At 62.7% G+C, this 26,899-nt stretch carries 26 protein-coding genes; 19 read left to right on the forward strand and 7 right to left on the reverse strand.

Translation table 11 applies throughout. The annotated features are described in order from the left end of the window. Window positions 1-47 precede the first annotated feature (47 nt). The 3 genes from CLU88_RS20780 to CLU88_RS20790 all read left to right on the forward strand — a co-directional run bounded on the left by CLU88_RS20780 (window position 48) and on the right by CLU88_RS20790 (window position 3,205). The gene (locus CLU88_RS20780; protein WP_099658226.1) at window positions 48-1,250 is read left to right on the forward strand and encodes an ABC transporter substrate-binding protein; all 1,203 of its coding nucleotides are present in this window, start codon (window positions 48-50) and stop codon (window positions 1,248-1,250) included. Window positions 1,251-1,319: 69 nt separating this feature from the next. After that, window positions 1,320-2,204: a branched-chain amino acid ABC transporter permease gene (locus CLU88_RS20785; protein ID WP_099658227.1), complete on the forward strand. Its 885-nt coding sequence runs from the start codon at window positions 1,320-1,322 to the stop codon at window positions 2,202-2,204. An 11-nt stretch (window positions 2,205-2,215) separates the two neighbouring features. Then, window positions 2,216-3,205 carry a branched-chain amino acid ABC transporter permease gene (locus CLU88_RS20790; protein WP_099658228.1) on the forward strand — a complete coding sequence of 330 codons (990 nt, stop codon included), beginning with the start codon at window positions 2,216-2,218 and terminating at the stop codon, window positions 3,203-3,205. A 32-nt stretch (window positions 3,206-3,237) separates the two neighbouring features. Here CLU88_RS20790 and CLU88_RS20795 read toward each other — a convergent pair whose 3' ends face one another. After that, a complete protein-coding gene (locus tag CLU88_RS20795) occupies window positions 3,238-3,960 on the reverse strand; it encodes a ComF family protein (protein WP_099658229.1) in 723 nt (240 codons plus the stop codon). 45 nt (window positions 3,961-4,005) lie between these two features. On the opposite strand from CLU88_RS20795, the gene CLU88_RS20800 reads away from it, so the two are divergent. The 8 genes from CLU88_RS20800 to CLU88_RS20830 all read left to right on the forward strand — a co-directional run bounded on the left by CLU88_RS20800 (window position 4,006) and on the right by CLU88_RS20830 (window position 10,344). Further along, window positions 4,006-4,914 (forward strand): biotin synthase, encoded by a 909-nt coding sequence (locus CLU88_RS20800; protein WP_099658230.1) that lies wholly within the window; start codon window positions 4,006-4,008, stop codon window positions 4,912-4,914. Window positions 4,915-5,065: 151 nt separating this feature from the next. Continuing rightward, window positions 5,066-5,542 carry a DUF2244 domain-containing protein gene (locus tag CLU88_RS20805; RefSeq protein WP_099658231.1) on the forward strand — a complete coding sequence of 159 codons (477 nt, stop codon included), beginning with the start codon at window positions 5,066-5,068 and terminating at the stop codon, window positions 5,540-5,542. 57 nt (window positions 5,543-5,599) lie between these two features. Next, window positions 5,600-6,769 carry a cytochrome c oxidase subunit II gene (gene coxB, locus CLU88_RS20810; RefSeq protein ID WP_099658232.1) on the forward strand — a complete coding sequence of 390 codons (1,170 nt, stop codon included), beginning with the start codon at window positions 5,600-5,602 and terminating at the stop codon, window positions 6,767-6,769. Between the two features lie 30 nt (window positions 6,770-6,799). Continuing rightward, window positions 6,800-8,431, forward strand: coding sequence for a cytochrome c oxidase subunit I (gene ctaD, locus CLU88_RS20815; protein ID WP_099658233.1), 1,632 nt, complete (start codon window positions 6,800-6,802; stop codon window positions 8,429-8,431). Between the two features lie 11 nt (window positions 8,432-8,442). Beyond that, window positions 8,443-8,553, forward strand: a complete 111-nt coding sequence (locus CLU88_RS23355; protein WP_233194722.1) for a cytochrome oxidase small assembly protein — start codon at window positions 8,443-8,445, stop codon at window positions 8,551-8,553. 10 nt (window positions 8,554-8,563) lie between these two features. Then, a complete protein-coding gene (locus CLU88_RS20820; protein ID WP_099658234.1) occupies window positions 8,564-9,181 on the forward strand; it encodes a cytochrome c oxidase assembly protein in 618 nt (205 codons plus the stop codon). Continuing rightward, window positions 9,178-9,405, forward strand: a complete 228-nt coding sequence (locus CLU88_RS20825; RefSeq protein ID WP_099658235.1) for a DUF2970 domain-containing protein — start codon at window positions 9,178-9,180, stop codon at window positions 9,403-9,405. Before CLU88_RS20820 ends, CLU88_RS20825 begins: the two co-directional genes overlap by 4 nt. Before the next feature lie 57 nt (window positions 9,406-9,462). Next, window positions 9,463-10,344, forward strand: coding sequence for a cytochrome c oxidase subunit 3 (locus CLU88_RS20830; RefSeq protein ID WP_099658236.1), 882 nt, complete (start codon window positions 9,463-9,465; stop codon window positions 10,342-10,344). Window positions 10,345-10,429: 85 nt separating this feature from the next. Here CLU88_RS20830 and CLU88_RS20835 read toward each other — a convergent pair whose 3' ends face one another. Further along, window positions 10,430-10,651 (reverse strand): twin transmembrane helix small protein, encoded by a 222-nt coding sequence (locus CLU88_RS20835; protein WP_099659049.1) that lies wholly within the window; start codon window positions 10,649-10,651, stop codon window positions 10,430-10,432. A gap of 15 nt (window positions 10,652-10,666) precedes the next feature. Between CLU88_RS20835 and CLU88_RS20840 the strand changes: the two genes are divergently transcribed. Genes CLU88_RS20840 through CLU88_RS20860 form a run of 5 tightly spaced genes read left to right on the forward strand, consistent with a single transcriptional unit; the run spans window position 10,667 to window position 14,838 of the window. Beyond that, window positions 10,667-11,461, forward strand: coding sequence for an SURF1 family protein (locus CLU88_RS20840; protein ID WP_369827678.1), 795 nt, complete (start codon window positions 10,667-10,669; stop codon window positions 11,459-11,461). Next, a complete protein-coding gene (locus tag CLU88_RS20845; RefSeq protein ID WP_099658237.1) occupies window positions 11,391-12,134 on the forward strand; it encodes a hypothetical protein in 744 nt (247 codons plus the stop codon). The genes CLU88_RS20840 and CLU88_RS20845 overlap by 71 nt, the downstream gene beginning before the upstream one ends. 1 nt (window position 12,135) lies before the next feature. Beyond that, window positions 12,136-13,332 carry a heme A synthase gene (locus tag CLU88_RS20850; protein WP_099658238.1) on the forward strand — a complete coding sequence of 399 codons (1,197 nt, stop codon included), beginning with the start codon at window positions 12,136-12,138 and terminating at the stop codon, window positions 13,330-13,332. After that, a complete protein-coding gene (gene cyoE, locus CLU88_RS20855; RefSeq protein ID WP_099658239.1) occupies window positions 13,329-14,222 on the forward strand; it encodes a heme o synthase in 894 nt (297 codons plus the stop codon). Before CLU88_RS20850 ends, cyoE begins: the two co-directional genes overlap by 4 nt. 4 nt (window positions 14,223-14,226) lie before the next feature. Continuing rightward, window positions 14,227-14,838, forward strand: a complete 612-nt coding sequence (locus tag CLU88_RS20860) for an SCO family protein (RefSeq protein ID WP_099658240.1) — start codon at window positions 14,227-14,229, stop codon at window positions 14,836-14,838. A 71-nt stretch (window positions 14,839-14,909) separates the two neighbouring features. Here CLU88_RS20860 and CLU88_RS20865 read toward each other — a convergent pair whose 3' ends face one another. From CLU88_RS20865 to ftsY, 5 genes are all read right to left on the reverse strand, one after another. Then, on the reverse strand, window positions 14,910-15,923 hold the full coding sequence (locus CLU88_RS20865; protein WP_099658241.1) for a tripartite tricarboxylate transporter substrate binding protein: 1,014 nt from the start codon (window positions 15,921-15,923) through the stop codon (window positions 14,910-14,912). Between the two features lie 231 nt (window positions 15,924-16,154). After that, the gene (rpoH, locus tag CLU88_RS20870) at window positions 16,155-17,096 is read right to left on the reverse strand and encodes an RNA polymerase sigma factor RpoH (RefSeq protein ID WP_099658242.1); all 942 of its coding nucleotides are present in this window, start codon (window positions 17,094-17,096) and stop codon (window positions 16,155-16,157) included. Between the two features lie 645 nt (window positions 17,097-17,741). Next, window positions 17,742-18,332, reverse strand: coding sequence for a hypothetical protein (locus CLU88_RS20875; protein ID WP_099658243.1), 591 nt, complete (start codon window positions 18,330-18,332; stop codon window positions 17,742-17,744). A gap of 555 nt (window positions 18,333-18,887) precedes the next feature. Then, complete coding sequence (locus tag CLU88_RS20880; RefSeq protein ID WP_099658244.1) at window positions 18,888-21,560, reverse strand: EAL domain-containing protein; 2,673 nt, start codon at window positions 21,558-21,560, stop codon at window positions 18,888-18,890. 141 nt (window positions 21,561-21,701) lie between these two features. After that, window positions 21,702-23,009: a signal recognition particle-docking protein FtsY gene (gene ftsY / locus CLU88_RS20885; protein ID WP_099659051.1), complete on the reverse strand. Its 1,308-nt coding sequence runs from the start codon at window positions 23,007-23,009 to the stop codon at window positions 21,702-21,704. Window positions 23,010-23,250: 241 nt separating this feature from the next. Here ftsY and CLU88_RS20890 point away from each other — a divergent pair, with 241 nt between their 5' ends. From CLU88_RS20890 to rsmD, 3 genes are read left to right on the forward strand one after another with little or no spacing between them, the layout of a single operon-like run. Beyond that, complete coding sequence (locus tag CLU88_RS20890; RefSeq protein WP_099658245.1) at window positions 23,251-24,747, forward strand: pitrilysin family protein; 1,497 nt, start codon at window positions 23,251-23,253, stop codon at window positions 24,745-24,747. Between the two features lie 20 nt (window positions 24,748-24,767). Next, window positions 24,768-26,129 (forward strand): pitrilysin family protein, encoded by a 1,362-nt coding sequence (locus CLU88_RS20895; protein ID WP_099658246.1) that lies wholly within the window; start codon window positions 24,768-24,770, stop codon window positions 26,127-26,129. Continuing rightward, the gene (gene rsmD, locus CLU88_RS20900; protein WP_099658247.1) at window positions 26,126-26,821 is read left to right on the forward strand and encodes a 16S rRNA (guanine(966)-N(2))-methyltransferase RsmD; all 696 of its coding nucleotides are present in this window, start codon (window positions 26,126-26,128) and stop codon (window positions 26,819-26,821) included. The genes CLU88_RS20895 and rsmD overlap by 4 nt, the downstream gene beginning before the upstream one ends. The last annotated feature ends 78 nt before the right edge of the window (window positions 26,822-26,899 follow it).

Genomic DNA, 26,899 nt, shown 5'->3' on the forward strand with positions numbered 1-26,899 from the left:
AACGATCTCGTGACACCGTACCCCTCTATACCCACAGGAGACAAACCATGAAGAAGAGCAAACTGGCTACCGCACTGGCTTTGGTATTGGGCGCTGCAGGGCTGGCAGCCCCAGCGGCACAGGCGCAGGAGAAGGTGAAGATCGGCTTCATCACCGACATGTCCAGCCTGTATGCCGACGTAGAAGGCAAGAACGGAGCGCTGGCCATTCAGATGGCTATCGATGATTTTGGTGGCAAGGTGCTGGGCATGCCTATCGAGTTGATGAGTGCCGACCACCAGAACAAGGCCGACATTGCTGCATCCAAGGCCCGCGAGTGGATTGACACCCAGGGGCTGACGATGGTGTTTGGCGGCACTAACTCGGGCACGGCTTTGGCGATTGCCAAGGTGGCCGCAGAGAAGAAGCGCGTTTACATCAACAACGGCGCCGCCAGCTCGGCATTGACCAACGACCAGTGCACGCCCTATACCGTGCACTATGCGTATGACACTGTGGCCCTGGCCAAAGGCACGGGCTCTGCCATTGTGGATGGTGGTGGCAAGAGCTGGTACTTCTTGACGGCCGACTACGCCTTTGGCCATGCACTGGAGGCAGACACCAGCACTGTGGTGAAGGCCAAGGGCGGCTCGGTGGTGGGGGCTGTGCGCCACCCACTCAATGCGTCCGATTTCTCTTCGTTCCTGCTGCAGGCTCAAAACTCCAAGGCGCAGATTCTGGGCCTGGCCAACGCCGGGGGGGACACCATCAACTCCATCAAGGCGGCCAAGGAGTTTGGCATTGGCAAGACCATGAAGCTGGCGGGCTTGCTGATCTTCATCAGCGACGTGCACAGCCTGGGCTTGCGCAACACCGAGGGCCTGCAGTTCACCACCAGCTGGTACTGGGATTTGAACGAGGAAACGCGCAAGTTCTCGGCCCGCTTCTTTGAGAAAACCAAGCGCATGCCCACTGAAATCCAGGCGGCCGATTACTCGGCCACCATGAATTACCTCAAGGCCGTGGAAGCCGCCAAGAGTGCGGATGCCGACAAGGTGATGACCACCTGGCGGGGCATGAAGATGAATGACTTCTTTGGCTCTGGCCAATTGCGTGCCGATGGCCGCTATGTGCACGACATGTACCTGATGGAGGTGAAGAAGCCATCGGAGTCGACCAAGCCTTGGGATTACTACAAGCTCATCAAAAAGCTGCCAGGTGATGCCGTGTTCACCACCAAGGCCGAGAGCAAGTGCGCATTGTGGAAGTGAGGGCGTCCGTCTGGATGCCCCGCTGTTTCACGCACTGAATCCCACCCTCTTTCACCGGCGCTGCCTCCCATGGAAATTTTCGGTGTCTCCTTGCCAGGCCTGCTCAGCCAGCTCCTTCTGGGGCTGGTCAACGGGTCGTTCTATGCCATCTTGAGTCTGGGCCTGGCGGTCATCTTCGGGTTGCTCAACGTCATCAACTTTGCGCATGGTGCGCTGTTCATGATGGGGGCCTTGGCGACCTGGATGGCCATGAACTACCTGGGCATCGGCTATTGGTGGATGCTGGTGTTGGCGCCGTTGGTGGTGGGGGTGTTTGGTGTGGTGATTGAGCGGCTGTTGCTGCGCTGGATCTACAAGTTGGACCACCTGTATGGGCTGCTGTTGACCCTGGGCCTCACGCTGTTGATTGAGGGGGTGTTCCGCTCGATCTACGGGGTGTCGGGCCTGGGTTACGACACGCCGGAGCTGCTGGAGGGGGCCACCAACCTGGGCTTCATGATCATGCCCAACTACCGAGCCTGGGTGGTGGTGGCGTCGATCGTGGTGTGCCTTGCCACCTGGTATGTGATTGAAAAGACCAAGCTGGGAGCCTACCTGCGGGCAGGCACCGAGAACCCGCGTCTGGTCGAGGCCTTTGGCGTGAATGTGCCCGTCATGATCACCCTGACCTACGCCTTTGGTGCCGCACTGGCCGCGTTTGCCGGTGTGCTGGCCGCGCCGGTGTACCAGGTCACCCCGCTCATGGGACAAAACCTCATCATCGTGGTGTTTGCCGTGGTGGTGATCGGCGGTATGGGATCGATCATGGGCTCGATCCTGACGGGGCTGGGCTTGGGTGTGATTGAGGGCTTTACCAAAGTGTTCTACCCCGAGGCGTCATCCACGGTGGTGTTTGTCATCATGGTGATTGTTTTGCTGATCCGCCCTGCCGGTTTGTTCGGCAAAGAGAAATAAGGGGCCGGTCCATGAACTCGAAAAGAATCGCCAAGCTGGGATACGGGCTGCTGTTGCTGGCTTTGTTGGCGGCGCCGTTTGCAGGCGCTTACCCTGTGTTTGTGATGAAGCTCATGTGCTTCGCTCTGTTTGCCTGCGCCTTCAATTTGTTGCTGGGCTACACCGGGTTGCTGTCGTTTGGGCACGCGGCCTTTTTTGGCGGCGCTGCCTACGTGGCTGGGCATGCCGTCAAAGCCTGGGGCATGACACCCGAGGTAGGCTTGTTGCTTGGCACCGCCAGTGGTGGTTTGCTGGGGTTGCTGTTTGGCTGGCTTGCCATTCGCCGCCAGGGCATCTATTTTTCGATGATCACGCTGGCCCTGGCGCAGATGCTGTTCTTTGCTTGCCTGCAGGCGCCATTCACGGGCGGCGAGGACGGCTTGCAGGGCGTGCCCCGTGGCAAGCTGCTGGGGTTGATTGACCTGCAAAGCGATCTGGCCATGTACTACGTCACGCTGGTCATCGTGGTGGCCGCATTTTGCCTTATCGTGCGCACCGTCCATTCGCCGTTTGGGCAGGTGCTCAAGGGCATCAAGGAAAACGAGCCTCGGGCCATATCGCTGGGCTACGACACCCATCGCTACAAGCTGCTGGCATTTGTGCTGTCTGCGGCCCTGGCCGGTTTGGCGGGGTCGCTGAAAACGCTGGTGCTGGGTTTTGCGACCTTGTCAGACGTGCACTGGACGGCCTCTGGCCAGGTCATCTTGATGAACCTGGTGGGGGGGCTGGGCACTCTGTCTGGTCCGCTGGTCGGTTCGGCGGTGGTGGTGTTGCTCGAAAACAAGATTGGCGAGCTGGGCAATTTGCTGGCGGCACTCACCAGTGTGGAATGGTTCAAGACCCTGGGTGAGTCGGTCACCATGGTCACGGGGCTTATTTTTGTGGTGTGCGTGCTGGCGTTCCGCCGGGGCATCATGGGCGAGATCATTGCCCTGCAAGCGCGCTGGCGCAAAGGTACCTAGAGCGCGGCCTGACCGGGGTGGCTTGCTTGCCCTTACTCGCGCTCTGTGCGCGCCACGACCACTCCGGTGATGTGCGCTACGCCACAGGCTCTCAGCGCGCTGGCGGCGGCATCCAGTGTGGCGCCGGTGGTCATCACATCGTCCAGCAAGATCACATGGCGGCCCTGCAACGCGGCAGCGCAGCGGGGTTCCACCATGAAGGCGTTGCGCAGATTGCGCAGCCGCTGTGCCCGCGTCAGTCCGCTTTGGGCGGGTGTGTCGTGCAGGCGCAGCATGGCCTGGGTGTTTGTTTTGGTGGGGGTCAGCTTCTGGGCTATCAGTGCGGCCTGGTTGAAGCCACGCTCTTTCAACCGATGGTCAGACAACGGGATGGGGATGACCCAGTCTGCGGCTTCCAGCGCAGGTTCTATCCACGGCGTACTGCGCAACAGCGTGGCCAGTGGCTTGGCCCAGCCAGGATCGTTGTGGAACTTGAAGGCTTTGATGGCCTGCGCCCAAGGGTATGCGTAAGGCACGGCCGCAAGGCAGGTGTCGATGGCGGGCGGCTCTTTCAGGCAGGCACCGCAAATTGGCACCCCACCGGGCACCACCAAGGCGCAGCGTGTGCAGCGGTGGCTGGGCTGCGCAAACCGCGCCACGCACGCGTTGCACACCCGCTGTGCGGGCCAGGCATGGCACACGGAGCATTGGCTGGGCACGCGCTGTGCCAGTTGGGTGATGGGCCTCAAGAGGCCTGACAAGCGCCTGAAAAGCATGGAATCAATATACTCGCCTGCCGTTTGACCCAGGTACCGAGCCCCATGCCCACAGAGCGCCCTCCCACCATAGACCCCGTTGCGGCAGCGCGTTGGCACGCCAGTGCGCCCGCCCAGTCGCCCTGGCTGCATGAAGAGGTGGCACGGCGCATGGAAGACCGTTTGCAGTGGATTCGGCAGGCTCCGCAGGCGTGGTGCCACTGGGACGCCGTGCGTGGGGGGCTGCAGGGGCATGCACTCGTCAGCGCGCGCTATCCCAAGGCCGACTGCGTGGTTGCAGAGACCTCGTTTACAAGCCAGGGGGCAGCAATCCAAGCCCTGGACAAGCCTTGGTGGAGTCCCACCCGCTGGACGGGTGGCGGCACGCGTGTGGAGATGCCAGGCGACGGTAGCGTGCAGATGCTTTGGGCCAATATGGCACTGCACATGGCGGCCGATCCCCAGGCGCTCATCGCCCAATGGCACCGCGCTTTGGCTGTGGATGGTTATTTGATGTTCTCTTGCCTGGGGCCTGACACTGCGCAGGAGTTGCGCGCTGTGTATGCTGATCTGGGCTGGCCCCCGGCGGGCCACGCGTTTACCGATATGCACGATTGGGGTGACATGCTGGTGCAGGCGGGCTTTGCCGAGCCTGTGATGGACATGGAGCGCATCACCCTGACCTTTGCGACCCCCGAGCGCCTGCTGCAAGAGTTGCGTGAACTGGGCTGCAATTTGCACCCAGAGCGTTTTGGAGCGCTGCGCGGCAAGCGCTGGCGCCAGCAATTGCTCCAGGCCTTGTCAGATCGATTGGGTGATGCCGGTCATGGAGCGGACAAGCCGCTCTCGCTGACCTTTGAAATCATCTACGGCCATGCCTTCAAACCCGCGCCGCGCGTGCGTGTGAGCCCCAGCAGCTCGGTCTCTTTGAGTGACATGCGTGCCATGTTGCGTAACGGCCCAGTTAATGAGTAACTCGTAACGCCGTGTCAATGATTTAGAACAAGGCAAGCTACAATTCTTGCGAGTTGGGATGTGAAATTTCGGGCATTTTCCCGCGCAACTTTGTCTGGCGTGCTCTGCAGGAGCGAGCAGAAGCCGCAGGCAATTTTTGTGAGTATTTCCGGTGGCTGGTTTGGTTCTGCGTTTTGCCACGGTGTCCGATCAGGACATCGCCTGGTGTCTCGTCCGTCATGGCTCGGTCAGCCCGGTGTCGCTCGGTTGGGTGCCCTTTTCACTGTGTTGTGTGTTGCTCGGTGTCGCCGCAGGCTTCTGGTTCCTCGGTGCTTACCCGATGTCGACCTTCATATCCCTGGAAATTGCTGTTGTCGGAATTGCATTTGCCATGTACGTTCGTCACGCGACGGATGGCGAAAAGATTTCACTGCAAGGGTCTCGCCTTGTGGTGGAGAGGGAGACAGCGGGCAGGCGTGAGCGGGCTGAATTTGACCGACGCTGGGTTCGAGTAGAGCCCAAGACCGGTGACAGGTCGCTCATCACCTTGTCTGCACGAGGCAGGTCGGTCGAGGTGGGGCGTTTTGTGCGCCCGGAGCTTCGTGCCGCTCTGGCGTCTGAGATCCGCATGGCCTTGCGGGCCGCCTGACCCCACGCAGGCGCTGCGGGGATTGGTTAATTTGAGGCATAGAAGTAAATGAGAACTATGAAGAGCATTCCCAACAAGCTGGCTTCTCTGCTGCTGATGGCCGGTGCATGGGTGGGCAGCGCCGCCCACGCCGTTCAAGACCTGCCCGGTGGGCCCGCCGTCAATCAGTTGAACCTGGCCCCGCCAGTCACCAAAATTGCCGAAGAGCAGCATTTCTTGCACTGGATGATGCTCATCATCTGCACGGTGATCTTCATCGCCGTTTTCTCCGTGATGTTCTATTCCATCTGGAAGCATCGCAAGTCCAAAGGCGCCAAGTCTGCCAATTTCCATGAGTCGGTGACGGTGGAAATCGTGTGGACGATTGTTCCGTTCATCATCGTGATCTTGATGGCTTTGCCCGCCACCAAGGTGCTGGTCGCGCAAAAGGACACCACCAATGCCGACCTGACGATCAAGGCCACTGGCTACCAGTGGAAGTGGGGCTATGACTACATCACGGGCGAAGGTGAAGGCTTGGCGTTCATCTCCACGCTCGACAGCAGCCACCGTGTCATGTCCGACAGTGGCAATGTGTCTCAGGCACCTGCGGACTACTTGCTCAAAGTGGACAACCCGATGGTGGTGCCCGTGGGCAAGAAGGTCCGCATCATCACCACCGCCAACGATGTGATCCATGCCTTCATGGTGCCCGCCTTCGGGATCAAGCAAGACGCCATTCCCGGCTTTGTCCGCGACACATGGTTTCGGGCAGAGAAAGTGGGCGACTACTACGGACAGTGTGCTGAGTTGTGCGGCAAGGAACACGCCTACATGCCCATCCATGTGAAGGTGCTGTCTGCGGAAGATTATTCGGGCTGGGTGGCGGAGCAAAAGAAAAAGGCGGCTGCCAAGCTGGACGACCCCACCAAGGTGTGGGCGCTGGCAGACATTCTCAAGCGGGGCGAAAAGGTGTATGCCGCCAACTGCGCTGCTTGCCACCAGGCCAATGGCAAGGGCGCTGGCCCTATCAAGCCGCTGGACGGCTCGGCCATCGTGCTGGATGCCGACCATGCCAAGCAGATTCAGGTGCTGCTCAACGGCGCAGCCAACGGTGCCATGCCCTCGTGGAAGCAATTGAGCGATACCGACATTGCGGCAGTGGTGAGCTACACCAAGAACAACTGGTCCAACAAAACCGGCCAGCTGGTGCAGCCTGCAGAAATCGTGGCCCAGCGTGGCAAGTAATCATCGCCCTATTGCATTGAGGAATTCACTATGAGCGCAGTTCTCGACAACCATGGGCATGCTGGCGATCACGCACACGATGGCCATGACCACCATTCACCCTCAGGCTGGCGCCGCTGGGTGTTCGCCACCAACCACAAAGACATTGGCACGCTGTACCTGCTGTTCTCTTTCACCATGTTGATGGTGGGGGGCATCCTGGCACTGCTGATTCGCGCTGAGCTGTTCCAACCCGGCCTGCAGCTGGTGAACCCCGAGCTGTTCAACCAGCTCACCACCATGCACGGCCTGATCATGGTGTTCGGCGCCATCATGCCGGCCTTCGTGGGCTTTGCGAACTGGATGATTCCGCTGCAGATCGGCGCCTCCGACATGGCGTTCGCCCGCATGAATAACTTCAGCTTCTGGCTGATGATCCCTGCCGCGCTGATGCTGGTCAGCTCGTTCTTCATGCCCGGCGGCGCACCTGCTGCGGGCTGGACGCTGTATGCACCGCTGACGCTGCAGATGGGCCCCTCCATGGACGCTGGCATCTTCGCGATGCACATCCTGGGCGCTTCGTCCATCATGGGCTCGATCAACATCATCGTGACCATCCTGAACATGCGCGCCCCTGGCATGACGCTGATGAAGATGCCCATGTTTGCGTGGACTTGGCTCATCACCGCTTACCTGCTGATCGCCGTGATGCCCGTGCTGGCCGGTGCCATCACCATGACCTTGACCGACCGCCACTTTGGCACCAGCTTCTTCAACCCCGCTGGTGGCGGTGACCCGGTGATGTACCAGCACATCTTCTGGTTCTTCGGTCACCCCGAGGTGTACATCATGATCTTGCCAGCCTTCGGCATCATCAGCCAGATCGTGCCTGCCTTTGCACGCAAGAAGTTGTTCGGCTATGCCTCCATGGTGTATGCCACCTCGTCCATCGCCATCCTGTCGTTCATCGTGTGGGCCCACCACATGTTCACGACCGGCATGCCTGTGACGGGCCAGCTGTTCTTCATGTACGCCACGATGCTGATCTCCGTGCCCACGGCCGTGAAGATCTTCAACTGGATCGCAACCATGTGGCGCGGCTCCATGACGTTCGAAACCCCGATGCTGTTTGCTGTGGGCTTCATCTTTGTGTTCACCATGGGTGGCTTCACCGGCCTGATTTTGGCCATGGCGCCGATCGACATCCAGCTGCAAGACACGTACTACGTGGTGGCCCACTTCCACTATGTGCTGGTGGCCGGGTCGTTGTTCTCCATGTTTGCGGCGTACTACTACTGGGCCCCCAAATGGACGGGCGTGATGTACAGCGAAACCCGTGGACAGATTCACTTCTGGGGTTCGCTCATCACCTTCAACGTCACCTTCTTCCCCATGCACTTCCTGGGCTTGGCAGGCATGCCCCGTCGCTACGCTGACTACCCCATGCAGTTTGCCGACTTCAACGCGATCGCATCGGTCGGCGCGTTGGGCTTTGGTCTGATGCAGGTGTACTTCTTCCTGTTTGTGGTGCTGCCTGCCATGCGAGGCAAGGGTGCCAAGGCTCCGCAAAAGCCTTGGGAGGGTGCCGAGGGCCTGGAGTGGGAAGTGCCGTCGCCAGCGCCATTCCATACCTATGAAACTCCCCCCAAGCTGGATGCGACGGCAACGCGCGTCATTGGCTGAGGAGCGTCGTCATGACCCCCGAGCAAAAGAAAAGCAACCTGCGCATGGCGCTGGTCCTGGCGTCTGTAGCAGCCACTTTCTTTGTGGGCTTCATGGTCAAAGTCGTGCTTCTGTCACGCTGAGCCCATTGCCATGAGCCTGCACCGCGAAAACGCCAAGATGGTCGGCAAGCTGCTGGTGATTGCAGCGGGCATGTTTGCCTTTGGCTACGCGCTGATACCCATCTACAAGCACATTTGCGAGATGACGGGCATCAACATTCTGTCGCTGTCAGAGCGGCAGGTGCCCGGCAGCGGATCTGCGGGCAAAGATGCCAAACTGCCCGCCAATACCCAGGTGGACAAGAGCCGCACCATCACGGTCGAGTTCGATGCCAACGCACGCGGGCCTTGGGACTTCAAGCCCGCGCAACGCTCAGTGAAAGTGCATCCCGGTGAATTGACCACCGTGATGTACGAGTTTCAGAACGTGCAGAACCGGCGCATGGCCGCGCAGGCCATCCCCAGCTATGCCCCTCGCCAGGCTGCAGCGCACTTCACCAAGCTGGAGTGTTTTTGCTTCAACCAGTACACCCTGGAGCCCGGCGAAAAGAAAGAGTGGCCGGTGGCGTTCGTGATCGACCCACGCTTGTCCAAAGACGTGTCCACCATCACGCTGTCCTACACCTTTTTTGAGGTGGGCGGTAAGACACCTGCGGCACCTCAGTCTGCTGCTGCAGCCGTGGCTGGGCAGGATGGGACTGGCTCATGAGCGCAGCCAAGCCTTCTTCCCCCAAGGTAACGCCGGTACAGCGCAAGGGTTCATTCTTGCGCACGGTGCGTGCTGTGGCTTGGTCTTTGATCGGTCTGCGCAAAGGTTCTGAGTACGCGCAGGATGTAGAGAAGCTCAACCCCATCCACATCATCGTGGTGGGATTGGTGGCCGTTTTTTCGCTGGTGCTGGCGCTCATTGCGCTGGTGAACTGGATTGTGTGACGCAGTGGGCTCGCCCCCCGAGACAGATAACAACGATTTAGAGAGTCAGGAGCTGAAATGAGTGCATCAACACACGGCACAACACCGTACTACTACGTGCCTGCAGAGTCTCGTCACCCTGTGATGGCCGCTGCTGGGCTGTTTTTTGTGATCCTGGGCGCAGGCCAATGGATCAATGGCCATGACTGGGGCAAGTACTCCCTGGCGCTGGGCATGGTTTGGTGGCTTTTTGTCTTGTACCAGTGGTTCCGCGATGCAGCCCGCGAAAGCGAAGGCGGTCTCTACGGTCACAAGATCGACCTGTCTTACCGCTGGAGCATGAGCTGGTTCATCTTCTCAGAAGTGATGTTCTTTGGCGCCTTCTTCACGGCGCTGTGGTGGGCGCGTTCGCACTCGGTGCCCGCGTTGGGCAGTCTCGACAACGCACTGCTCTGGCCCGACTTCAAGGCGGTGTGGCCCAGCCTAGCGGCCGGGGTGACGGCGTCGCCAGCTGGCATTGTTGAGCCCTTCCAGACCGTCGGCCCATTTTGGCTGCCCACCATCAACACCGCGTTGCTGCTGACCTCGGGCGTCACGCTGACCATTGCCCACCACGCACTGCGTGAGAACCAGCGTGGCAAGACCATTGCCTTCATGTGGGCCACTGTGCTGCTGGGTATCGTCTTCTTGATCGTGCAGGGCTACGAGTATTACCACCTCTACACCGACCTGAACCTCAAGCTCTCGTCCGGCGTGTTTGGCTCCACCTTCTTCATGCTGACGGGCTTTCACGGTTTCCACGTGTTTGTGGGTATGTTGATGCTGCTGTTCATTACCCTGCGCCTGCAAAAAGGCCACTTTACGGCCGAGAAGCACTTCGGCTTTGAAGGTGCCGCTTGGTACTGGCACTTTGTGGACGTGGTCTGGCTGGGCCTATACGTGCTGGTGTACTGGATGTAAATCTGGCTGGCCCAATGAAAAAAGCGCCGTAAGGCGCTTTTTTTGTGGGTAGTGCAGTGTTGCCTCGGGGCGGCCCGAGGGGCACTTAACGGGTGGCAGGCAGTCCCGTGGGTTGGATGTAGCCCAATTGCCAGGCCACCAAAATGCAGACAAACAGGACAATGGACAGACCCACCCGCACCGCCAGTGCGCGGGCCATACGCTTGCCTTTGGCGGCATCGCTTTGGCCATTGCGCATCATGAAGAACAGCGCCGAGCCCAGGCTGGCCACAATGCCGATAAACGCCAACACGACAAGATATTTCATGGAGCCCATTATCCCGTGACACCCCGCCCGCGTGCACAGCGTGTGCTTTTTGTTCTCATTACCTTGGCCGCCTTGGTGGGCATGGGGGTCACTGCGTCGCTAGGGCGCTGGCAACTGGGGCGGGCGGCTGAGAAGGTCACCTACCAGGCCACCCTAGAGGCCCGTGCCGCCATGCCCGCGCTGGACGGCCAGGCCTTGCGTGACAAGCTGGGGGAGGGCGGGGCGATGGCTGCAGACGCAGAGGCATTGCTGCACCGCGCGGTGACGCTGCAAGGCTGGTGGCTGCCTGAGCACACGGTGTACCTGGACAACCGCCAGATGCAAGGCCGCCCAGGCTTTTATGTGGTGACGCCGTTGTTGTTGTCCGATGAAAAAACCGTGGTGCTGGTACAGCGTGGCTGGGGGCCCCGCAATTTCCAAGACCGCGCCCAGGTGCCCAGGGTGGACACCCCAACAGGGCCGGTGCAAGTGCAGGGCCGTGTGGCGGCCTTGCCTTCGCGCTTGTACGAATTCGTTGCGGGGGATAGCGCTCAGGGGTCTTCCCGCATCCGGCAAAATCTCGACTTGGCGGCCATGGGTGCAGAGGTGCAGCGGCCCATTCTCACGCTCTCGGTGGTTCAGTTGGGGGATCCCAGTGAAGGCCTGTTGCGCGACTGGCCTGTGGTCTCGTCGGGCGTCGATAAACACTATGGTTACGCATTTCAATGGTTCGGGCTTTGCGGCCTGATTGCACTCCTTTATGTCTGGTTCCAAATCGTCCGACGCTTCTTTCGCCCACGCCGCCAGCGTGCCCCCAGCGGTGGCGGCTGAGCACCCTTTGGGTCTGACCATCCACACGCTGCCCGAAGCGGGCGGGGCCATGGATGCTGCGCAGCGCACCCGCCATGGGCGCTGGAAGATGCTGGCGGTCATGCTCATTTGCGCGGCTCCGGTCATTGCGTCTTACTTCACCTACTACGTCATCCGGCCCGAGGGGCGCAAGAACTATGGTGAGCTGATCGAACCCCAGCGCCCCATGCCCGCATTGCCCACGACGGCGCTGGATGGCAGCCCAGGCACGCTGCCAGACCTCAAGGGCCAGTGGCTGCTGGTGAGCGTGGCAGGCAGTCAATGCGATGCAGACTGCCAAAAGCACCTGTACCTGCAGCGCCAGTTGCGGGAGAGCGTGGGCCGCGAAAAGGACCGGGTGGACTGGGTGTGGCTGGTCACTGATGGGCAGACCCCACCCGCAGCGCTGGCCCCGGCCCTCCAGCAGGCGCAGGTGCGCCGTGTGGACGGTGCTGCGCTCGCCCAGTGGCTGGCGCCCGCGCCCGGGCATGCACTGCCCGACCACATCTACGTGGTGGACCCACAGGGTCATTGGATGATGCGTTTCCCGGCCCCCATGGATGCCGCAGGCGCCGCCAAGGCCAAAAAAGACCTGGAGCGCTTGCTGCGTGCATCGGCCTCCTGGGACGAGCCCGGCCGCCCCGGAAAGCCCTGACATGGATGCCCAACCGCTGTACGACCTGGCTCCGCTGACAAGGCTCATGCTGCTGGGCTTGTTGATTGCCCTGGGGCCCCTGGCCTGGGTGCGCTGGCGCAACCGTGGGGCATCGCCCATGCGCCGCCTGCAAGCTTTGACGGTGCTCACCCTGTTCTTGACCTTTGACCTGGTGCTGTTTGGTGCCTTCACCCGCCTCACCGATTCGGGCCTGGGTTGCCCCGACTGGCCTGGCTGCTACGGCAGCGCCAGCCCGGTGGGGGCCCAAGCAGAAATCACCGCCGCCCAAGATGCCATGCCCACTGGCCCGGTCACCCACCGCAAGGCCTGGGTCGAGATGATCCACCGCTACCTGGCCACCGGGGTGGGCGTGCTGATCATTGCCATGACGGCTTCTGCCTGGGTGCAGCACCGGGCTTGGCGGCACGCCAAGGCATCCACGGCCCATGCGGGGCCCGCGCCGGGTGGCAGCCCATGGTGGCCTACTTTCACTTTGCTGTGGGTGTGCCTGCAAGGGGCTTTTGGTGCGCTCACCGTCACCATGAAGCTGTTTCCTGCCATCGTCACCTTGCACCTCATCGGTGGCTTGGTGCTGTTGGCCTTGCTGTGCGTGCAGGCCGTGCAGCACACGCGTGCGGCGCAGGGCGTGGCGCGCGTGGGCTTGCCGGGGCCGCTGCGCGCTGCGTTGTGGGCCACGGCCGCACTGGTGTCTGCACAGGTGGTGTTGGGCGGCTGGGTCAGCACCAACTACGCTGTGCTGGCCTGCACCACCTTCCCCACCTGCCAGGGCAGTTGGTGGCCAGCCATGGATTTTGCGCAGGGCTTTGAGGTGTGGCGCGAGTTGGGCCTGCTCAAAGACGGCTCCCACATCAGTTTTGCGGGGCTCACGGCCATTCACTACGTGCACCGCCTGATGGCCTACCTGGTGCTGGCAGCCTTGGTGTGGCTGGCCTGGCGGCTGCGCCGCGTTGCTGCGCTGCGTGCACAGGCGCAGTGGCTGGCTGGGCTGGCTGCGCTGCAGCTTGCCACGGGCCTGTCTAACGTGGTGCTGGGGTGGCCGCTGGTGGCTGCCGTGTTGCACACTGGCGGCGCTGCGGCGCTGGTGGTGGTTTTGACCTGGGCCCTTGCCGCCAGCCGTGCTGCAGTGGGCCAGCCTGAGATGTCTGCGCCATTGCGCGCACCGAGAGTGATTGCATGAGTGTTGCTGCCGTTTCCCCCCCTTCGCGATTCGCGCAGTTTTACGCGCTGACCAAGCCGCGCGTGGTGCAGTTGATTGTGTTTTGCGCCCTGATCGGCATGGTGCTGGCGGTGCCCGGCCTGCCCAGTGCAGCCCAATTGGGCACCATGGCGCTGGCCTGTGTAGGCATCTGGCTGGTGGCCGGGGCCGCTGCGGCGTTCAATTGCATCGTGGAGCAGGGCATTGATGCCAAGATGAAGCGCACCGCCTGGCGCCCCACCGCCAAGGGCGAGCTGTCCAACCAGCAAACGCTGCTGTTCTCTGCGGTGCTGTGCGCTGCTGGCTCGGTGCTGCTGTATGTGTGGATCAACCCGCTGACCATGTGGCTCACCTTTGCCACCTTTGTGGGCTATGCCGTGATCTACACCGTCATCCTCAAGCCGCTGACGCCACAAAACATCGTGATTGGAGGCGCATCGGGCGCCATGCCGCCGGTGCTGGGCTGGTCGTCCCTCACAGGGGATGTGGGGCCCGAGGCCTTGATCTTGTTCCTCATCATCTTCTTGTGGACGCCCCCGCACTTCTGGGCGCTGGCCTTGTACCGGGTGGAGGACTATCGCAAGTCTGGCCTGCCCATGCTGCCCGTCACCCATGGCAATGAGTTCACGCGGCTTCAGGTGTTTCTGTACACGCTGATCCTGTTTGCAGGCTGCCTCATGCCGTTTGTGTACGGCATGAGCTCCTGGATTTACCTGGCCTTTGCCGTGGTGCTGAGTGCCGGGTTCTGTGGCTACGGCTTTGCGCTGTGGCGCAACTACTCAGATGCCTTGGCCCGCAAGACCTTCCGCTTCTCCCTGATTCACCTGAGCGTGCTGTTTGCCGCGCTGCTGGTAGACCACTACGTGATGTGACCCCATGCAAAAACGAAATGCTATAAAAATAATAGCTGCTAGCGCTTTATTGGTAAGCGCTACGGCACTTTTTTCTGCTTGTGCTGAGAAGAAGGCCGAGTTCAAGGGGGTAGATATCACCGGCGCCGAGTACGCCCGTGACCTGCCCCTGACCGACCACAACGGCCAGCCGCGCCACCTCAAAGACTTTGCTGGCAAGGTGGTGGTGGTGTTTTTCGGGTTCACCCAGTGCCCGGACGTCTGCCCCACCTCCATGCAGGAGCTGGCCGAGGTCAAGCGCACGCTGGGTGCGGATGGTGAGCGCCTGCAAGGCATCTTCGTGACCGTAGACCCCGAGCGCGACACCGCCGAAGTGCTCAAGGCCTACATGGCCAACTTTGACCCCACCTTCCTGGCGCTGCGCGGCAATGCGCAAGAGCTGGCCGCTGTGGCCAAGGACTTCAAGATCTACTACAAGAAGGTGGATGGCAAGACGCCCACCAGCTACACCATGGACCACTCGGCTGGCAGCTACGTGTATGACACTGCAGGTCGCCTGCGCGTGTACCACCGCTACGGCAGCGGCGCAGCCGCCCTGGCGGCGGATGTGGCCACCTTGCTCAAAGAGTCAAAGTAGGGCGAAAGTAAGTTGGTACAGCGTTGGTAGCGGGGCCTGCCTATCGGCATGGCCCCACCGGACTACCGGGCTCAATCTGCCTTGATGCCCCGCTGGGCAATGATCTGCCCCAGGGTGGCCGTATCCGCCTTGATGCGATTGGCCAGGCCCTCAGGGGACGTGCCAGCCACTTGCCAGCCTTGCTGGAACAGCTTGGCCCGCACATCCGGGGTGCGTGCAATCTCTGCCAGTACGGTGGCCAGCCGCACCTGCAGGTGCTTGGGCATGGTGGCAGGGGCGGCAAAAGCATTCCAAATTTCCAGCTCAAAGCCCTGGATGCCCGCCTCACTCAGGCTGGGTACATCGGGCGCCAGCGCGCTGCGGCCTGCCGATGTCACCCCAATCGCCCGCAGCTTGCCTGCCTTGACTTGCGCCTGCGCCAGCGCCGGGGGCAGCAGCGCCATCTGCAGTTGCCCGCCCAGCATGGCGGTGGCCACCTGTGGGTAGCCTGCATAGGGCACATGCACCGGGTTGATGCCGCTGCGCGCCTTCAGCAGCTCTGTGCCAATGTGGCCCACTGTGCCCACGCCCGGCGTGCCGTAGCTCCATTTGTCGCCTGCGCTGCGTGCAGCGGCCATGAACTCGCGGGCGTCGGCGGTGGCCGACACCCCGGGCTGGCTCAGCGGGGCCGTCAGCACCAGGGGCGATGTGCCCACCAGCGTCAGCGGTGCCAAGTCCTTTTGCGGGTCATAGGGCACGGCGGCATTGATCAGCTTGGCAATCGTCATGTTGCCATTGATCATCAAGCCAATCGTATGGTCATCCCGCGCCTTGGCCACCGCATCGGCTCCAATGTTGCCGCCTGCGCCCACCTTGTTTTCCACCAGCACCGGCTGCCCCAATGCCTTGGACAAAGGCTCAGAAAAAGTGCGAGCCGTCAGGTCGGGCGAAGAGCCCGGAGGGAAGCTGACCACAATCTTCAGCGGTTTGGTAGGCCAGGGGGCCTGGGCTGCAACGGCGGGGGCCTTTTGGGCCAGAGCCCAAGACGAAGCCAATGCCGTCAACGCCAGGACAACGGCACTGCGGCGAGAGAACACGGGATGCATGGGGCTCCTTCCAAGGTGTATGAATGTGCGGCACACGGCAAAGCGCCTTTGCACCGCAAAAAGAAAAGCCCGCCAAATCTGTTGACCTGCTTGCGAAGCCACCACCCAGGGGCATCGCAATCAGCATCAACAGGTTCCTGGCGGGCCCTGTGTGGGGTATATCGGCAAGGCTTGCAAATGGTAGCGCGGCTGCATGCCCGCTGCACCCCACTCGCACCTTGCTTCAACGGCTTAGGCGGGTTCCGTCAAAGCCTTCTTCATTTTCTTCATCGCAGCCACTTCAATTTGCCGGATGCGTTCAGCGCTCACACCGTACACGGCGGCCAGCTCGTGCAGCGTCATGCCGCCAGAGCCATCGTCGTTCACCTTCAGCCAGCGCTCTTCCACAATACGGCGGCTGCGCTCGTCCAGGCTGGCCAGCGCATTGGCAATACCGTCAGACGCCAGCACATCGCGTTGGCGCGACTCGATCATGGCCGTGGGCTCGTGCGAGGCATCGGCCAAGTAAGCAATCGGGCCAAAGGCTTGCTCACTGTCATCCGAAGGGGTGGGGTCCAGCAGCACATCGCCACCCGACATGCGCGTTTCCATCTCAATGACTTCTTCGCGCTTCACGTTCAACTGCGCTGCCACTACATCGATTTCGTGGTCAGACAGCGTGTCGCGGTGCGTGGCGGCATCGGCTGCGCTGGCATCGGCCTTGAAGCCCTGCTTCATCGAGCGCAGATTGAAAAACAGCTTGCGCTGGGCCTTGGTGGTCGCCACCTTGACCATGCGCCAGTTTTTCAGAATGTATTCATGGATCTCGGCCTTGATCCAGTGCATGGCGTAGCTCACCAGCCGAACGCCCTGGTCAGGGTCAAAACGCTTGACTGCCTTCATCAGGCCGACATTGCCTTCCTGGATGAGATCGCCATGGGGCAACCCGTACCCCAGGTACTGGCGTGAAATGGAAACCACCAAGCGCAGGTGCGACATCACCAAGCGGCCCGCAGCGTCCACATCGTTGTTTTCTTTGAGTTGGCGGGCGTAAGTCTGCTCTTCTTCCTGCGTCAGCAGGGGCAGGCGATTGACCGCCGAAATGTAGGCGTCCAAGTTGCCCAGGGCCGGGACCAGCGCCCAGGGGCTGGTGGGTGTCACAGCAGTGATTGCGGTTCCAGATGAAAGTGTCATGCCGGGAATCCTTTCCTCAATGGCATCATGTTAGCACTCTCATAGATAGAGTGCTAAGGCCAAAGTTCCCACCCGCAGTTGGCATATGGGATTGCGGCGAAGGCTCTTGTTGTTGTCGATTCTCGGTGAGTTTTGTATTTTTCTCACTGAGTTTTGTATTTTTTGGTTTGCAAAAAATGTCGTAAGCTATTGATTTGTATATTTTTTATGGATTTTTTGGACGTTGCTGCTGACGAGTTTGCTTAAATTTTGTGCAATATTTCAGCAATCCTCGTATGCATCGCCTGAGATGACATGGCATGTCAAACCCCTTGGTTCAAGGCATCCACACGGCTTCCTATGAGCGCGTTTTGGGGTAATGTCTTTCCCAGCTTCTCAAAGGCGCTACAAATGCACGTCCTCGTTTGTGGTGTGTTGGCGCCGATGCAGAAGTAAGCCACTTTTGACTCATGTGCCGAAGACCCCGTGAGCCTCGCGAGTGGCTCTATACCCGCACGCCTGTAGGGCGCGGGGGCGGAACAAGTGGCGCAGTCGAAGGTCGGCGCGCTGGCACACTGCGGTCTCGGCGGCAGCACGCCTGACCGTCGGCATCAGTCTGATTCAGCCCAAGGCGCCAGCAATCAGCCTTCGCGGAAGGCAGTTGCCTCAACCCGGTGTCTGCCCCGACTTGGTAGACGCCGCGGGCCTCACCAGCCGCGTGATCTCACCACCGCACGCGCTGAAGTTGCTGGCGTATTCCTCTGGGTTATCGAACTGCACCTGGGCTTGCATCAGGCGGCTGAGCTCCTGTTTCGCGTAGACGAGGATGCCCGCGCTGTTGCCGCCCGAGGCCCAGGGATAGTCCAGCCCGCGGAACTGGCGCGCGATGTCGCGGTGAATGCGCACATGCGTCTGCTCGTGTTTCATCACGTGCGCATAGGCACAGCTGCCTGGCGGGATCTCGCTGGCCACGCGCAGCACCGGTTTGATGTAATCCAGCCGCACGACCACGCCCTGGCAACTGGTCTGCGGCATCACCGCCAGCTTGGTCTCAACAACGACGTGGCCGAGTTGCGTACCGCTGCGGCCGGCGCCCGCGCCGATCTTCGTCAGTTCGGCGGCCGGTTTGGTGCTGTCCACTTCCGGGTCGACGAACCAGGCCGCACTGAAACGCACCGCCTTGTCGCAGGGAGGCAGGTCGGCGGACTGCGCCTGGAAGCAGGCGCTGACCAGCAGCAGAGCGAGGAGGCTTTTCATCGTAACCTTCTGGTTATCGGCAAGACGCGTTCGTCCTGAAGCGGTGGCCGCAAGGTGGCTAGCCTGACGGGGGCGGACGAGCATGCCCGGCGCCGGCTGGTCGCCAGTTGGCGTTTTTTCAGCCTCCGATCGCATTGCCTGAAATCGTATTCGATCTGATTTGGTATCTGCGCAATGACTCGCATCCCGCCCAGCTTTGGTTCAGAGGGCTAATCGCAGAGTGCTCGGCATCGTTGTGACCACATACCCTGAAGCTCATGGATAGAGGAGCCGCGCTGTCGCCCAAACGCGATACGCGACGCTGTAAACCGGATGGCAAATGGAGCGAAGCCTAAGGCCCTTGACTCGTCATGCGAATTCAGGGGCTGCCGCTGCCAGTGAATGCAAACATTCGGCGAGTGCTTTTTCAAACCGCCAGCGGCAGCTCTTGCCCGATAGTGCGCCTTAGATGGCACGGTTTGGATGACAGCAATCGCTGCAGCGCTGACCTGGGCTGCTGCCGATTCCGTTGGCACCGCCCCAAGCTCATCGAGCTTCCATTAAACCTGTAGCAACTCAGTCCCCGCCTATTGATTCCCCGTAGTGCTCACTCAGTACCAAGCCTTCAAAAGCGGCTTGCGCCTGCGGGCGGCCAAAGAAGTAGCCCTGGAACGCTTTGCACCCGTGGTACAGCAGGAACTGGTGGTGTGCCTCGGTCTCCACCCCCTCTGCGATAACCGACAGGCCCAGGCTACCTGCCAGCGCGATGATGGAGCGGGCAATGGCTGCGTCGTTGGGATCCACCAGGGCGTCTCGTACAAAGCCCTGATCGATTTTGATCTGGTCCAGCGGCAGGCGCTTGAGGTAGCTGAGCGATGAATACCCGGTGCCGAAGTCGTCCAGCGAGAAGCCCAGGCCGTAGGCCCTTAAAGCGCGCATGGTGGTGATGACGCTGTCCACGTTTTTGAGCAGCAGGCTCTCGGTCAGCTCCAGCTTGATGTGGGTGGGGTCTGCGCCAGTGGTGTGCAGCAGGTTCAGCACCTGGGTCACAAAGTCGTCTTGGTGGAACTGGCGGGCGCTGACGTTGATGGCCAGGGTCAGGTGTGCAAGGGCCGGGACGTTGCGCCATTGGGCTTGCTGGCGCAGGGCGGTTTCCATCACCCACAGGCCCAAGGGCACGATGAGGCCTGTGTCTTCTGCCAGGGCAATGAACTCACTGGGCGGCACCATGCCATGCTCGGGGTGCTGCCAGCGCACCAGGGCTTCGGCGCCCTGGATGCGGCCGGTTTCATCGATCTGGGGTTGGTACAGCAGCAAAAACTGCCCTTGTTTGAGGCCGTTGTGCAGTTCGGCTTCCAGCATGGCGCGGCGGTTGACGGCCTGCTGCATGTCCGGGTCAAAAAAGCGCAGCGTGTTGCGCCCCGCGTCTTTGGCTCGGTACATCGCCATGTCGGCCTGTTTGAGGATTTCATCGACCGTGGTGCGCTGGCCGTGCAGCAGCGTGATGCCGATGCTGGCAGCGCAGTGGTACTCGTGCCCGGCCAGGTCGTAAGGCTGTGCCAGGCGGGCGCGCAGCATTTCGCCCAGCATACGGGCCTGGTCTGCAGCCTCGGTGGGGTCCGTGCCCAGGTTTTGCAGCACCACCACAAATTCATCGCCGCCCAGGCGTGCCACGGTGTCTAGCTCGCGCACATGGCTTTGCAGGCGGCGTGCCACCTCGGTCAGCAGCATGTCGCCCACCTCATGCCCGCGGGTGTCGTTCAGCGTTTTAAAGTTGTCCAGGTCCACAAACAGCACGGCCGTGGCCATGCCGCTGCGGGTGCTGCCTGCCAACACTTGCTGCAGCCGGTCTACCAGCAGTCGCCGATTGGGCAGCTCTGTCAGAGCGTCGTAAAAAGCCAGGTATCGGGCTTCGTCTTCGGCGGCTTTGCGGCCAGAGATGTCGATGTCGATGCAGAACATCTCGGGCGGCTGGCCGGGCACCTGGATGTAGGCGTGGCTGGAGAACACATCGACCAAAGTGCCGTCTTTGCGTTGCAGTTGCAACTCTCCCGCCGGGATCACCTCGCCGGTGGCAAACATTTGCTCCACATGGGTGCGCACGGTGTCGCGCATCACGGGCGGGATGATGAGGTCAAACAGGTTGCTGCCCATGGCCTCTTGTGCGGTGTAGCCGTACAGGGTTTCCGAGGCCTTGTTCCAGTAGCTGGTGGTGCCATCGGCCAGGTAGCCCTGCACCGAGATGGAGGGGATGTTGAGCAGCAGTGAGCGAAACCGCAGCTCGGACTCCCGCAGGGCAGCTTCTGCCTGCTTGCGGGCAGTGATGTCGCGCGCCAGCAGCACCACCGCCTTGTCCCCCTGCACGGGCACCCCCAGGGGTTGGGTGCGCCCCTCGAATTGGCGAAGACCGTCGAGGGTGCGAATTTCGTATTCGAGCGTTTGGGTGCGGCCCGTGCGCAGGGTTTCGTGGATCAGCCGCAGATACAACTGCGTCTGCTCTGGCGGCAGCACATCGCTCAGCTGCTTGCCAAGCAAGTCCTTGGCGCTGGCGACCAGGGCCGTCTTGTCGTTGGACAGCACCTCCAGGTAGCGCCCGTTGCGGTCCAGCACCAGCAGCACGTCGGGGATGGCCTGCGTGATGGCGCGCAGCCGGGCAGAGCTTTCGCTCAAGGCCCTTTCGGTGTTCAAGCGCTCTTCCACGTCTTTCAGCAGCATGCCCAGCAGCAAGGTGGCCACGGTGAAGATCAGCACGAAGGGCAGGGCCACGGTCTGGTTGATGCGCTGCACCGCTGGCTCTGGCAGCAGCTGAAATGCCCCCACCACGGCCAGGTGCACCAGCAACCCAAAAAGCAGCAAGGTGCGCGGCTCTACATCCAGCTTGCCGCGCTGGCGGGCCTGCCGGTACAGCAGGCCCAGCGCCACACAAATCACCACCACCAGCAGGCCCACGCCCATGCCTGCACCGCCAATCCAAAGGCGCCAGCCCATGGTCAGGGTGCCCGCAATGATGGCGACCACAGGCCCGCCAAACAGGCCCGCCATGCACAGTACGACGGAGCGCGCATCAAAGATCACGCCGGGCATCAGCACCACGGGCAGCAGCATGCCCACCACGCAAATGCCGCCAAACAGGGCGCCCGAGACGATCTGCCCGATCAGGGGCTTTTGCCGCCAGACACGGATGTTGACACCATGCAAAAAGCACAACGCCAGCAGCAGTGCAACGCCTTTGAGCAGTTCAAGGAACATGGGCCTCCGCCTGGGTGAGGGGGAAGCCCATCATCCGGGGGTTGCAGCATTTTGTAAACGGAATTTGTCCCCGCACCGTGGCGATGTGGCGGCGGGCACTTCAGGGCACCCCGTGGGCGCCCTGAATGGGGCGGTAAAAGGTCAGGACAGCAGTGCTTGCGCAAATTCGCGCGCGTTGAAGGTCTCCAGGTCTTCCAGCTTCTCGCCCACGCCGATGAAATACACGGGGATGGGGCGCTCTTGCGCAATGGCGGCCAGCACGCCGCCCTTGGCGGTTCCGTCCAGTTTGGTCACGATCAGGCCGGTCAGTTGCAGCGCATCGTCAAACGAGCGCACCTGCGCCAGCGCGTTCTGGCCCGTGTTGCCGTCGATGACCAGCAGCACCTCGTGTGGTGCGGTGCCGTCGGCCTTGGTCACTACGCGTTTGATCTTTTTGAGCTCTTCCATCAGGTGTAGCTGCGTGGGCAGGCGGCCTGCGGTGTCCACCAGCACCACATCTTTGCCCCGGGCCTTGCCTGCCGTCACGGCGTCAAAGCTCACGGCAGCGGGGTCGCCGCCTTCTTGGCTCACGATTTCCACAGTGTTTCGGTCGGCCCACACACCCAGTTGCTCGCGCGCAGCAGCGCGGAAGGTGTCGGCGGCGGCCAGCAGCACGCTGGCGCCTTCATTGGCCAGGTGCTTGGTCAGCTTGCCGATGGAGGTGGTTTTGCCCGCGCCATTGACGCCCGCCACCATGATGACGGTGGGGGTGTGCTCGCCAATCACCAAGGCCTTTTCCAGAGGGCGCAGTAGCTCCGCCAGGGCATCGGCCAGCAGACCTTTGACGGCGGCGGGGTCGGTGGTCTTGGTCTCCTTCACGCGGCGCTTGAGGTCGTCCAGCAAGTGCTGGGTGGCCTTGACGCCGGTGTCGGCCATCAGCAGGGCCTCTTCCAGCTCTTCGTACAGGGCATCGTCGATTTGCGTGCCGGTGAACACGGTGGCGATGCTGGAGCCCGTTTTGCGCAGGCCGGCCTTGAGGCGATCGAGCCAGCCCTTGCGTTCTGCCGCGACGGGGGTTGGCGCGGGAGCGGAGGTTACAGCTGGCGCCGCAGCGGGTGGGCTGCGCACCACGGGGACCTGCGGGGCTTTTGCCGCTGGCGCAAGGGGCGCTGCCACGGGCGCTGCCTGCGTTGCGTGTGCTGCATGCGTTACGGGGGGTTGTGCCTTCAGCGCCGGGGCAGGGGATGCTGGCGGGGCGGCTTGTACAGGCGCTGCCGGGGCATGGGCCGCCACAGGCTCAGCGGGGGCGGCATCAGGGGCTGCGGCCACTGGCGCAGCCGTCACTGGTGCAACAGTCTCCGGTGCCGCAGCCGGTGGCTGTGCGGCTACAGGGGGGCTGGCAGGCGCTGGTGTAGGGGCTGGTGCTGCTGGTGTTGGCGCCGCTGCGGTGGCTGGCCCGGGCGTTGGCATCGGCGGCTTGGCCGCAAACGGGTTGCGTAGCCAGCCAAAGCCAGGGGTTGCAGCGGGGGCGGGCGCCGTTGGCGCGGGCGTATCGGGGGCATGGGGCGCCGAAGGCGCGGGGCTGGCCGCAGCTTCAGGCGTGGCGACGGGCGCGGGGGCTGGTGCCGGGGCATCAGTCGTCGCGGGCGAGGGGGTGGGCTTTTTCTTGAAAAAACTGAACATTGGCGGGTTCTTAGAATCACTGCATTCTATGAAACGCGCTTTCACCCTACTGGGCCTTCTGGCCTGCCTCAGTACCACAGCCGTCACCCACGTGATGGCTGCGGGTTTGGATTCCTCTGCAGCCCCTGTGGCTGCGCCCTCTGCGGGGCGAGCGGCAGGGGCCTCTGGCCCACATGCCAAGGTCGCCCAGGCCGCCAACGCGGCCGGGGCCCAGCTGTTCACGCTGGCCAATGGCATGCAGCTCATCGTGCAGCCCGACCACCGCGCGCCCACGGCCGTGCACATGGTGTGGGTGCGTGTGGGCTCGATGGACGAGGTGGACGGCACTTCGGGCGTGGCCCATGTGCTGGAGCACATGATGTTCAAGGGCTCCAAAACCGTGCCGCCGGGCGACTTTTCGCGCCGCGTGGCTGCTTTGGGCGGGCGTGAGAACGCCTTCACCAGCCGCGATTACACCGGCTACTACCAGCAAATCCCGGCCCAGCGCCTTGAAGACGTGATGCGGCTGGAGTCTGACCGCTTTGCCAACATGCAATGGCCCGACGAAGAGTTCAAGAAAGAGCTGGAAGTCGTGAAGGAAGAGCGCCGCCTGCGCACCGAAGACCAGCCCCGCGCCATGCTGGCCGAGCAGCTCTTTGCCACCGCCTTCAACGCATCGCCCTACCGCCGCCCCATCGTGGGCTGGATGAGCGACCTGGACGCCATGACGCCGGGCGACGCGCGCGCCTTCTACCGCCAGTGGTACACGCCCGCCAACGCCGTGGTGGTGGTTGCCGGTGATGTGGACGTGGCCAAGGTGCGTGCCCTGGCCGAAAAGTACTACGGCAGCCTGCCCGCGCACGCAGTGCCCGAGCGCAAGCCCCGCACCGAACCCGTGCAGCAGGGCTTGCGCCGCGTGGCCGTGAAGGCCCCGGCAGAGCAAGCCTATGTGGCACTGGCCTACAAGGTGCCCTCGCTGTCGCGCGTGCAGGACTTGCAGGCCTCTGACCGCGATGCCCTGGCCCTGCTGGTGCTGTCGGCCGTGTTCAGCGGCTACGACGGCGCGCGGCTGGAGCGCGCCCTGAGCCAGGGCGAGCAGCCCGTGGCCGACAACGCAGGCAGCTCGGCCATGGTCACGGGCCGTGGGCCGTCGCTGTTCATGCTCACCGGCGTGCCCGCTGCGGGCAAAACCGCCCAGCAGGTCGAAGAAGCCCTGCGCGCCGAAGTGGCCCGCGTGGCCCGAGACGGCGTGAGCGAGGCCGAGCTGGCACGCGTCAAAACGCAATGGATCGCCTCCACCGTGTACGAGCGCGACTCGGTGCAAAACCAGGCGCAGGAGCTGGGCGGCAACTGGGTGCAGGGCTTCCCGCTCGATGCGGAAGAGCGGCTGCTCACACTGCTGCGCACCATCACCCCCGAGGAGGTCAAAGCCGTGGCCGCCAAGTATTTTGGCGACGACCAGCTCACCGTGGCCACCCTGCTGCCCCAGCCCCTGGAAGGCGCCCGCCCACGTCCCGCCTTGCCCGCCGGGGCGATCCTGCACTGACATCAGCTTTGGATATTTACATGATTGCTATCAAAAAAGTAGCTTCCAGCGCTTGTCTGGTATGCGCTAGCGTGGTTTTTTATGCTGCGCCCGCCTGGGCGCTGCTCCCCATCCAGCACTGGACAGAGCCCAGCGGCGCCAAGGTCTGGCTGGTCGAAAGCCCCGTCATCCCCATGGTGGACGTGCAAATCGACTTTGACGCAGGCAGCCGCCGCGACCCGGCGGAAAAGTCCGGCCTGGCCAGCGCAGTGGCGCTGATGGCGGCCAAGGGCGTAAAGGGCGACAAAGAAGGGCAGGGCGGCGAAGCCGCGCTGGACGAAAACGCGCTGGGCGAGGCCTGGGCCGACCTGGGCGCAGGCTTTGAAGCCGGGGCCGACAACGATGCCCTGCGCTACTCGCTGCGCTCCCTGACGGACGCACCGCTGCTTGACCGCGCCGCCCGCCTGGCCGCCCGCCAACTGGCCGAGCCCAGCTGGCCCGCTGACATCTGGACCCGCGACCGCGCCCGCTGGTCCGCCAGCCTGCGCGAGGCCGCCACCCGCCCCGCCAACGTGGCGGCCGAGGCCTTTGCCACCGCCGTGTACGGCAGCCACCCCTACGGCCTGCGCACCACGCCTGAAACGCTGGCCCGCATCAGCGTGCAAGACCTGCAGGCCTTCCATGCGCAAACCGTGGCGGCCTGCCGCGCCCGTGTCAGCATCGTGGGCGCCGTCAGCCGCAGCCAGGCGCAAGAGCTGGTGACCAAGCTGCTCGCCCGCCTGCCTGCCACGGGTGCCGAATGCGCGCCCCTGCCTGCGGTGCCTGAGGTCGAGCCCCTGAAGGCGGCGGCCGAGCAGGCCATCCCCTTCGCCTCGGCCCAGGCCCATGTGCTCATTGGCCAGCCCGGCTTTCCGCGCCGCGACCCGGACTTCCTGGCCCTGCTGGTGGGCAACCACATCCTGGGCGGCGGTGGCTTTGTCTCGCGCCTGACCGAAGAAGTGCGCGAAAAGCGTGGCCTGAGCTACAGCGTCTACAGCTACTTTGCGGGCGGCCTTCACGCTGGCGCCTTCACCATCGGCCTGCAAACCCGGCCCGACCAGGCGGCCCAGGCCGTGAAGGTGGCGCGTGATGTGGTGCAGCGCTTTGTGGCCGAAGGCCCCACCGAGGCCGAGCTGCGCGCCGCCAAGGACAACCTGATCGGCGGCTTTGCGCTGCGCATCGACAGCAACAAAAAGCTGTTGGGCAACGTGGCCAACATCGCCTGGAACGGCCTGCCGCTCGACTATTTGGACCACTGGACGCAAAAGGTGGAAGCCCTCACCGTGGCCGACGTGCGCACGGCCATGGCCAAAAAGCTGCAGCCTGAACGCATGGTGACTGTGGTGGTAGGGGGCAAGCCATGAGCCGCTCGACCCTGAAAACCACCGCCATCAACGCCGAAATCCGCAAGGCCCAGGCCGCTGCCGCAGCGCCCGCCGCCCCGGCAGGCAAAAAGGGTGCAGCCAAAGACAAGCCTGCCGCGGCAGCCCCCAAAGGCGCGGGCGAGGTGCGCATCATCGGCGGCGCCTGGAAGCGCACCCGTCTGCCCGTGGCCCAGCGCCCCGGCCTGCGCCCCACGCCCGACCGCGTGCGCGAAACCCTCTTCAACTGGCTGGGCCAGGACCTGAGCGGCTGGCGCTGCCTGGACGCCTTTGCAGGCACCGGCGCGCTCGGGTTTGAGGCCGCCTCGCGCGGCGCCGCCAGCGTGCAACTGGTGGAAAGCGATGCCGCCCTGGTGGCCCAGCTGCACACCCTGCAGCAGCGCCTGCAGGCTACCGCCATGCGTGTGCAGCGCGGCGACGGCGTGGCCGCGCTCAAGCAAGCCGCGCCGGGCAGCCTGGACTTGGTGCTGCTCGACCCGCCGTTTGGCAGCGACTTATTCACCCCCGCCCTGCAAGCCGCCGCCCAGGCAGTGTCTGCGCAAGGCTTTGTGTACCTGGAAGCGCCCCGCGCCTGGGCCGACGAGGAGCTGGCCGCCTGGGGGCTGGCAGTGCACCGCCACCTCAAGGCCGGGGCGGTACACGCGCACCTGCTGCGCCGCGCAGTGGCGCTGTAATTGCGCTTGATTTGCGATTAGGTTGCTATTGAGTTGATAGCTGCCAGCGCTTGTTTATCAAGCGCTGGCAGCTATTTT

The sequence above is a fragment of the Acidovorax sp. 56 genome, from assembly GCF_002749705.1.
Taxonomy (GTDB): Bacteria; Pseudomonadota; Gammaproteobacteria; order Burkholderiales; family Burkholderiaceae_C; genus Acidovorax.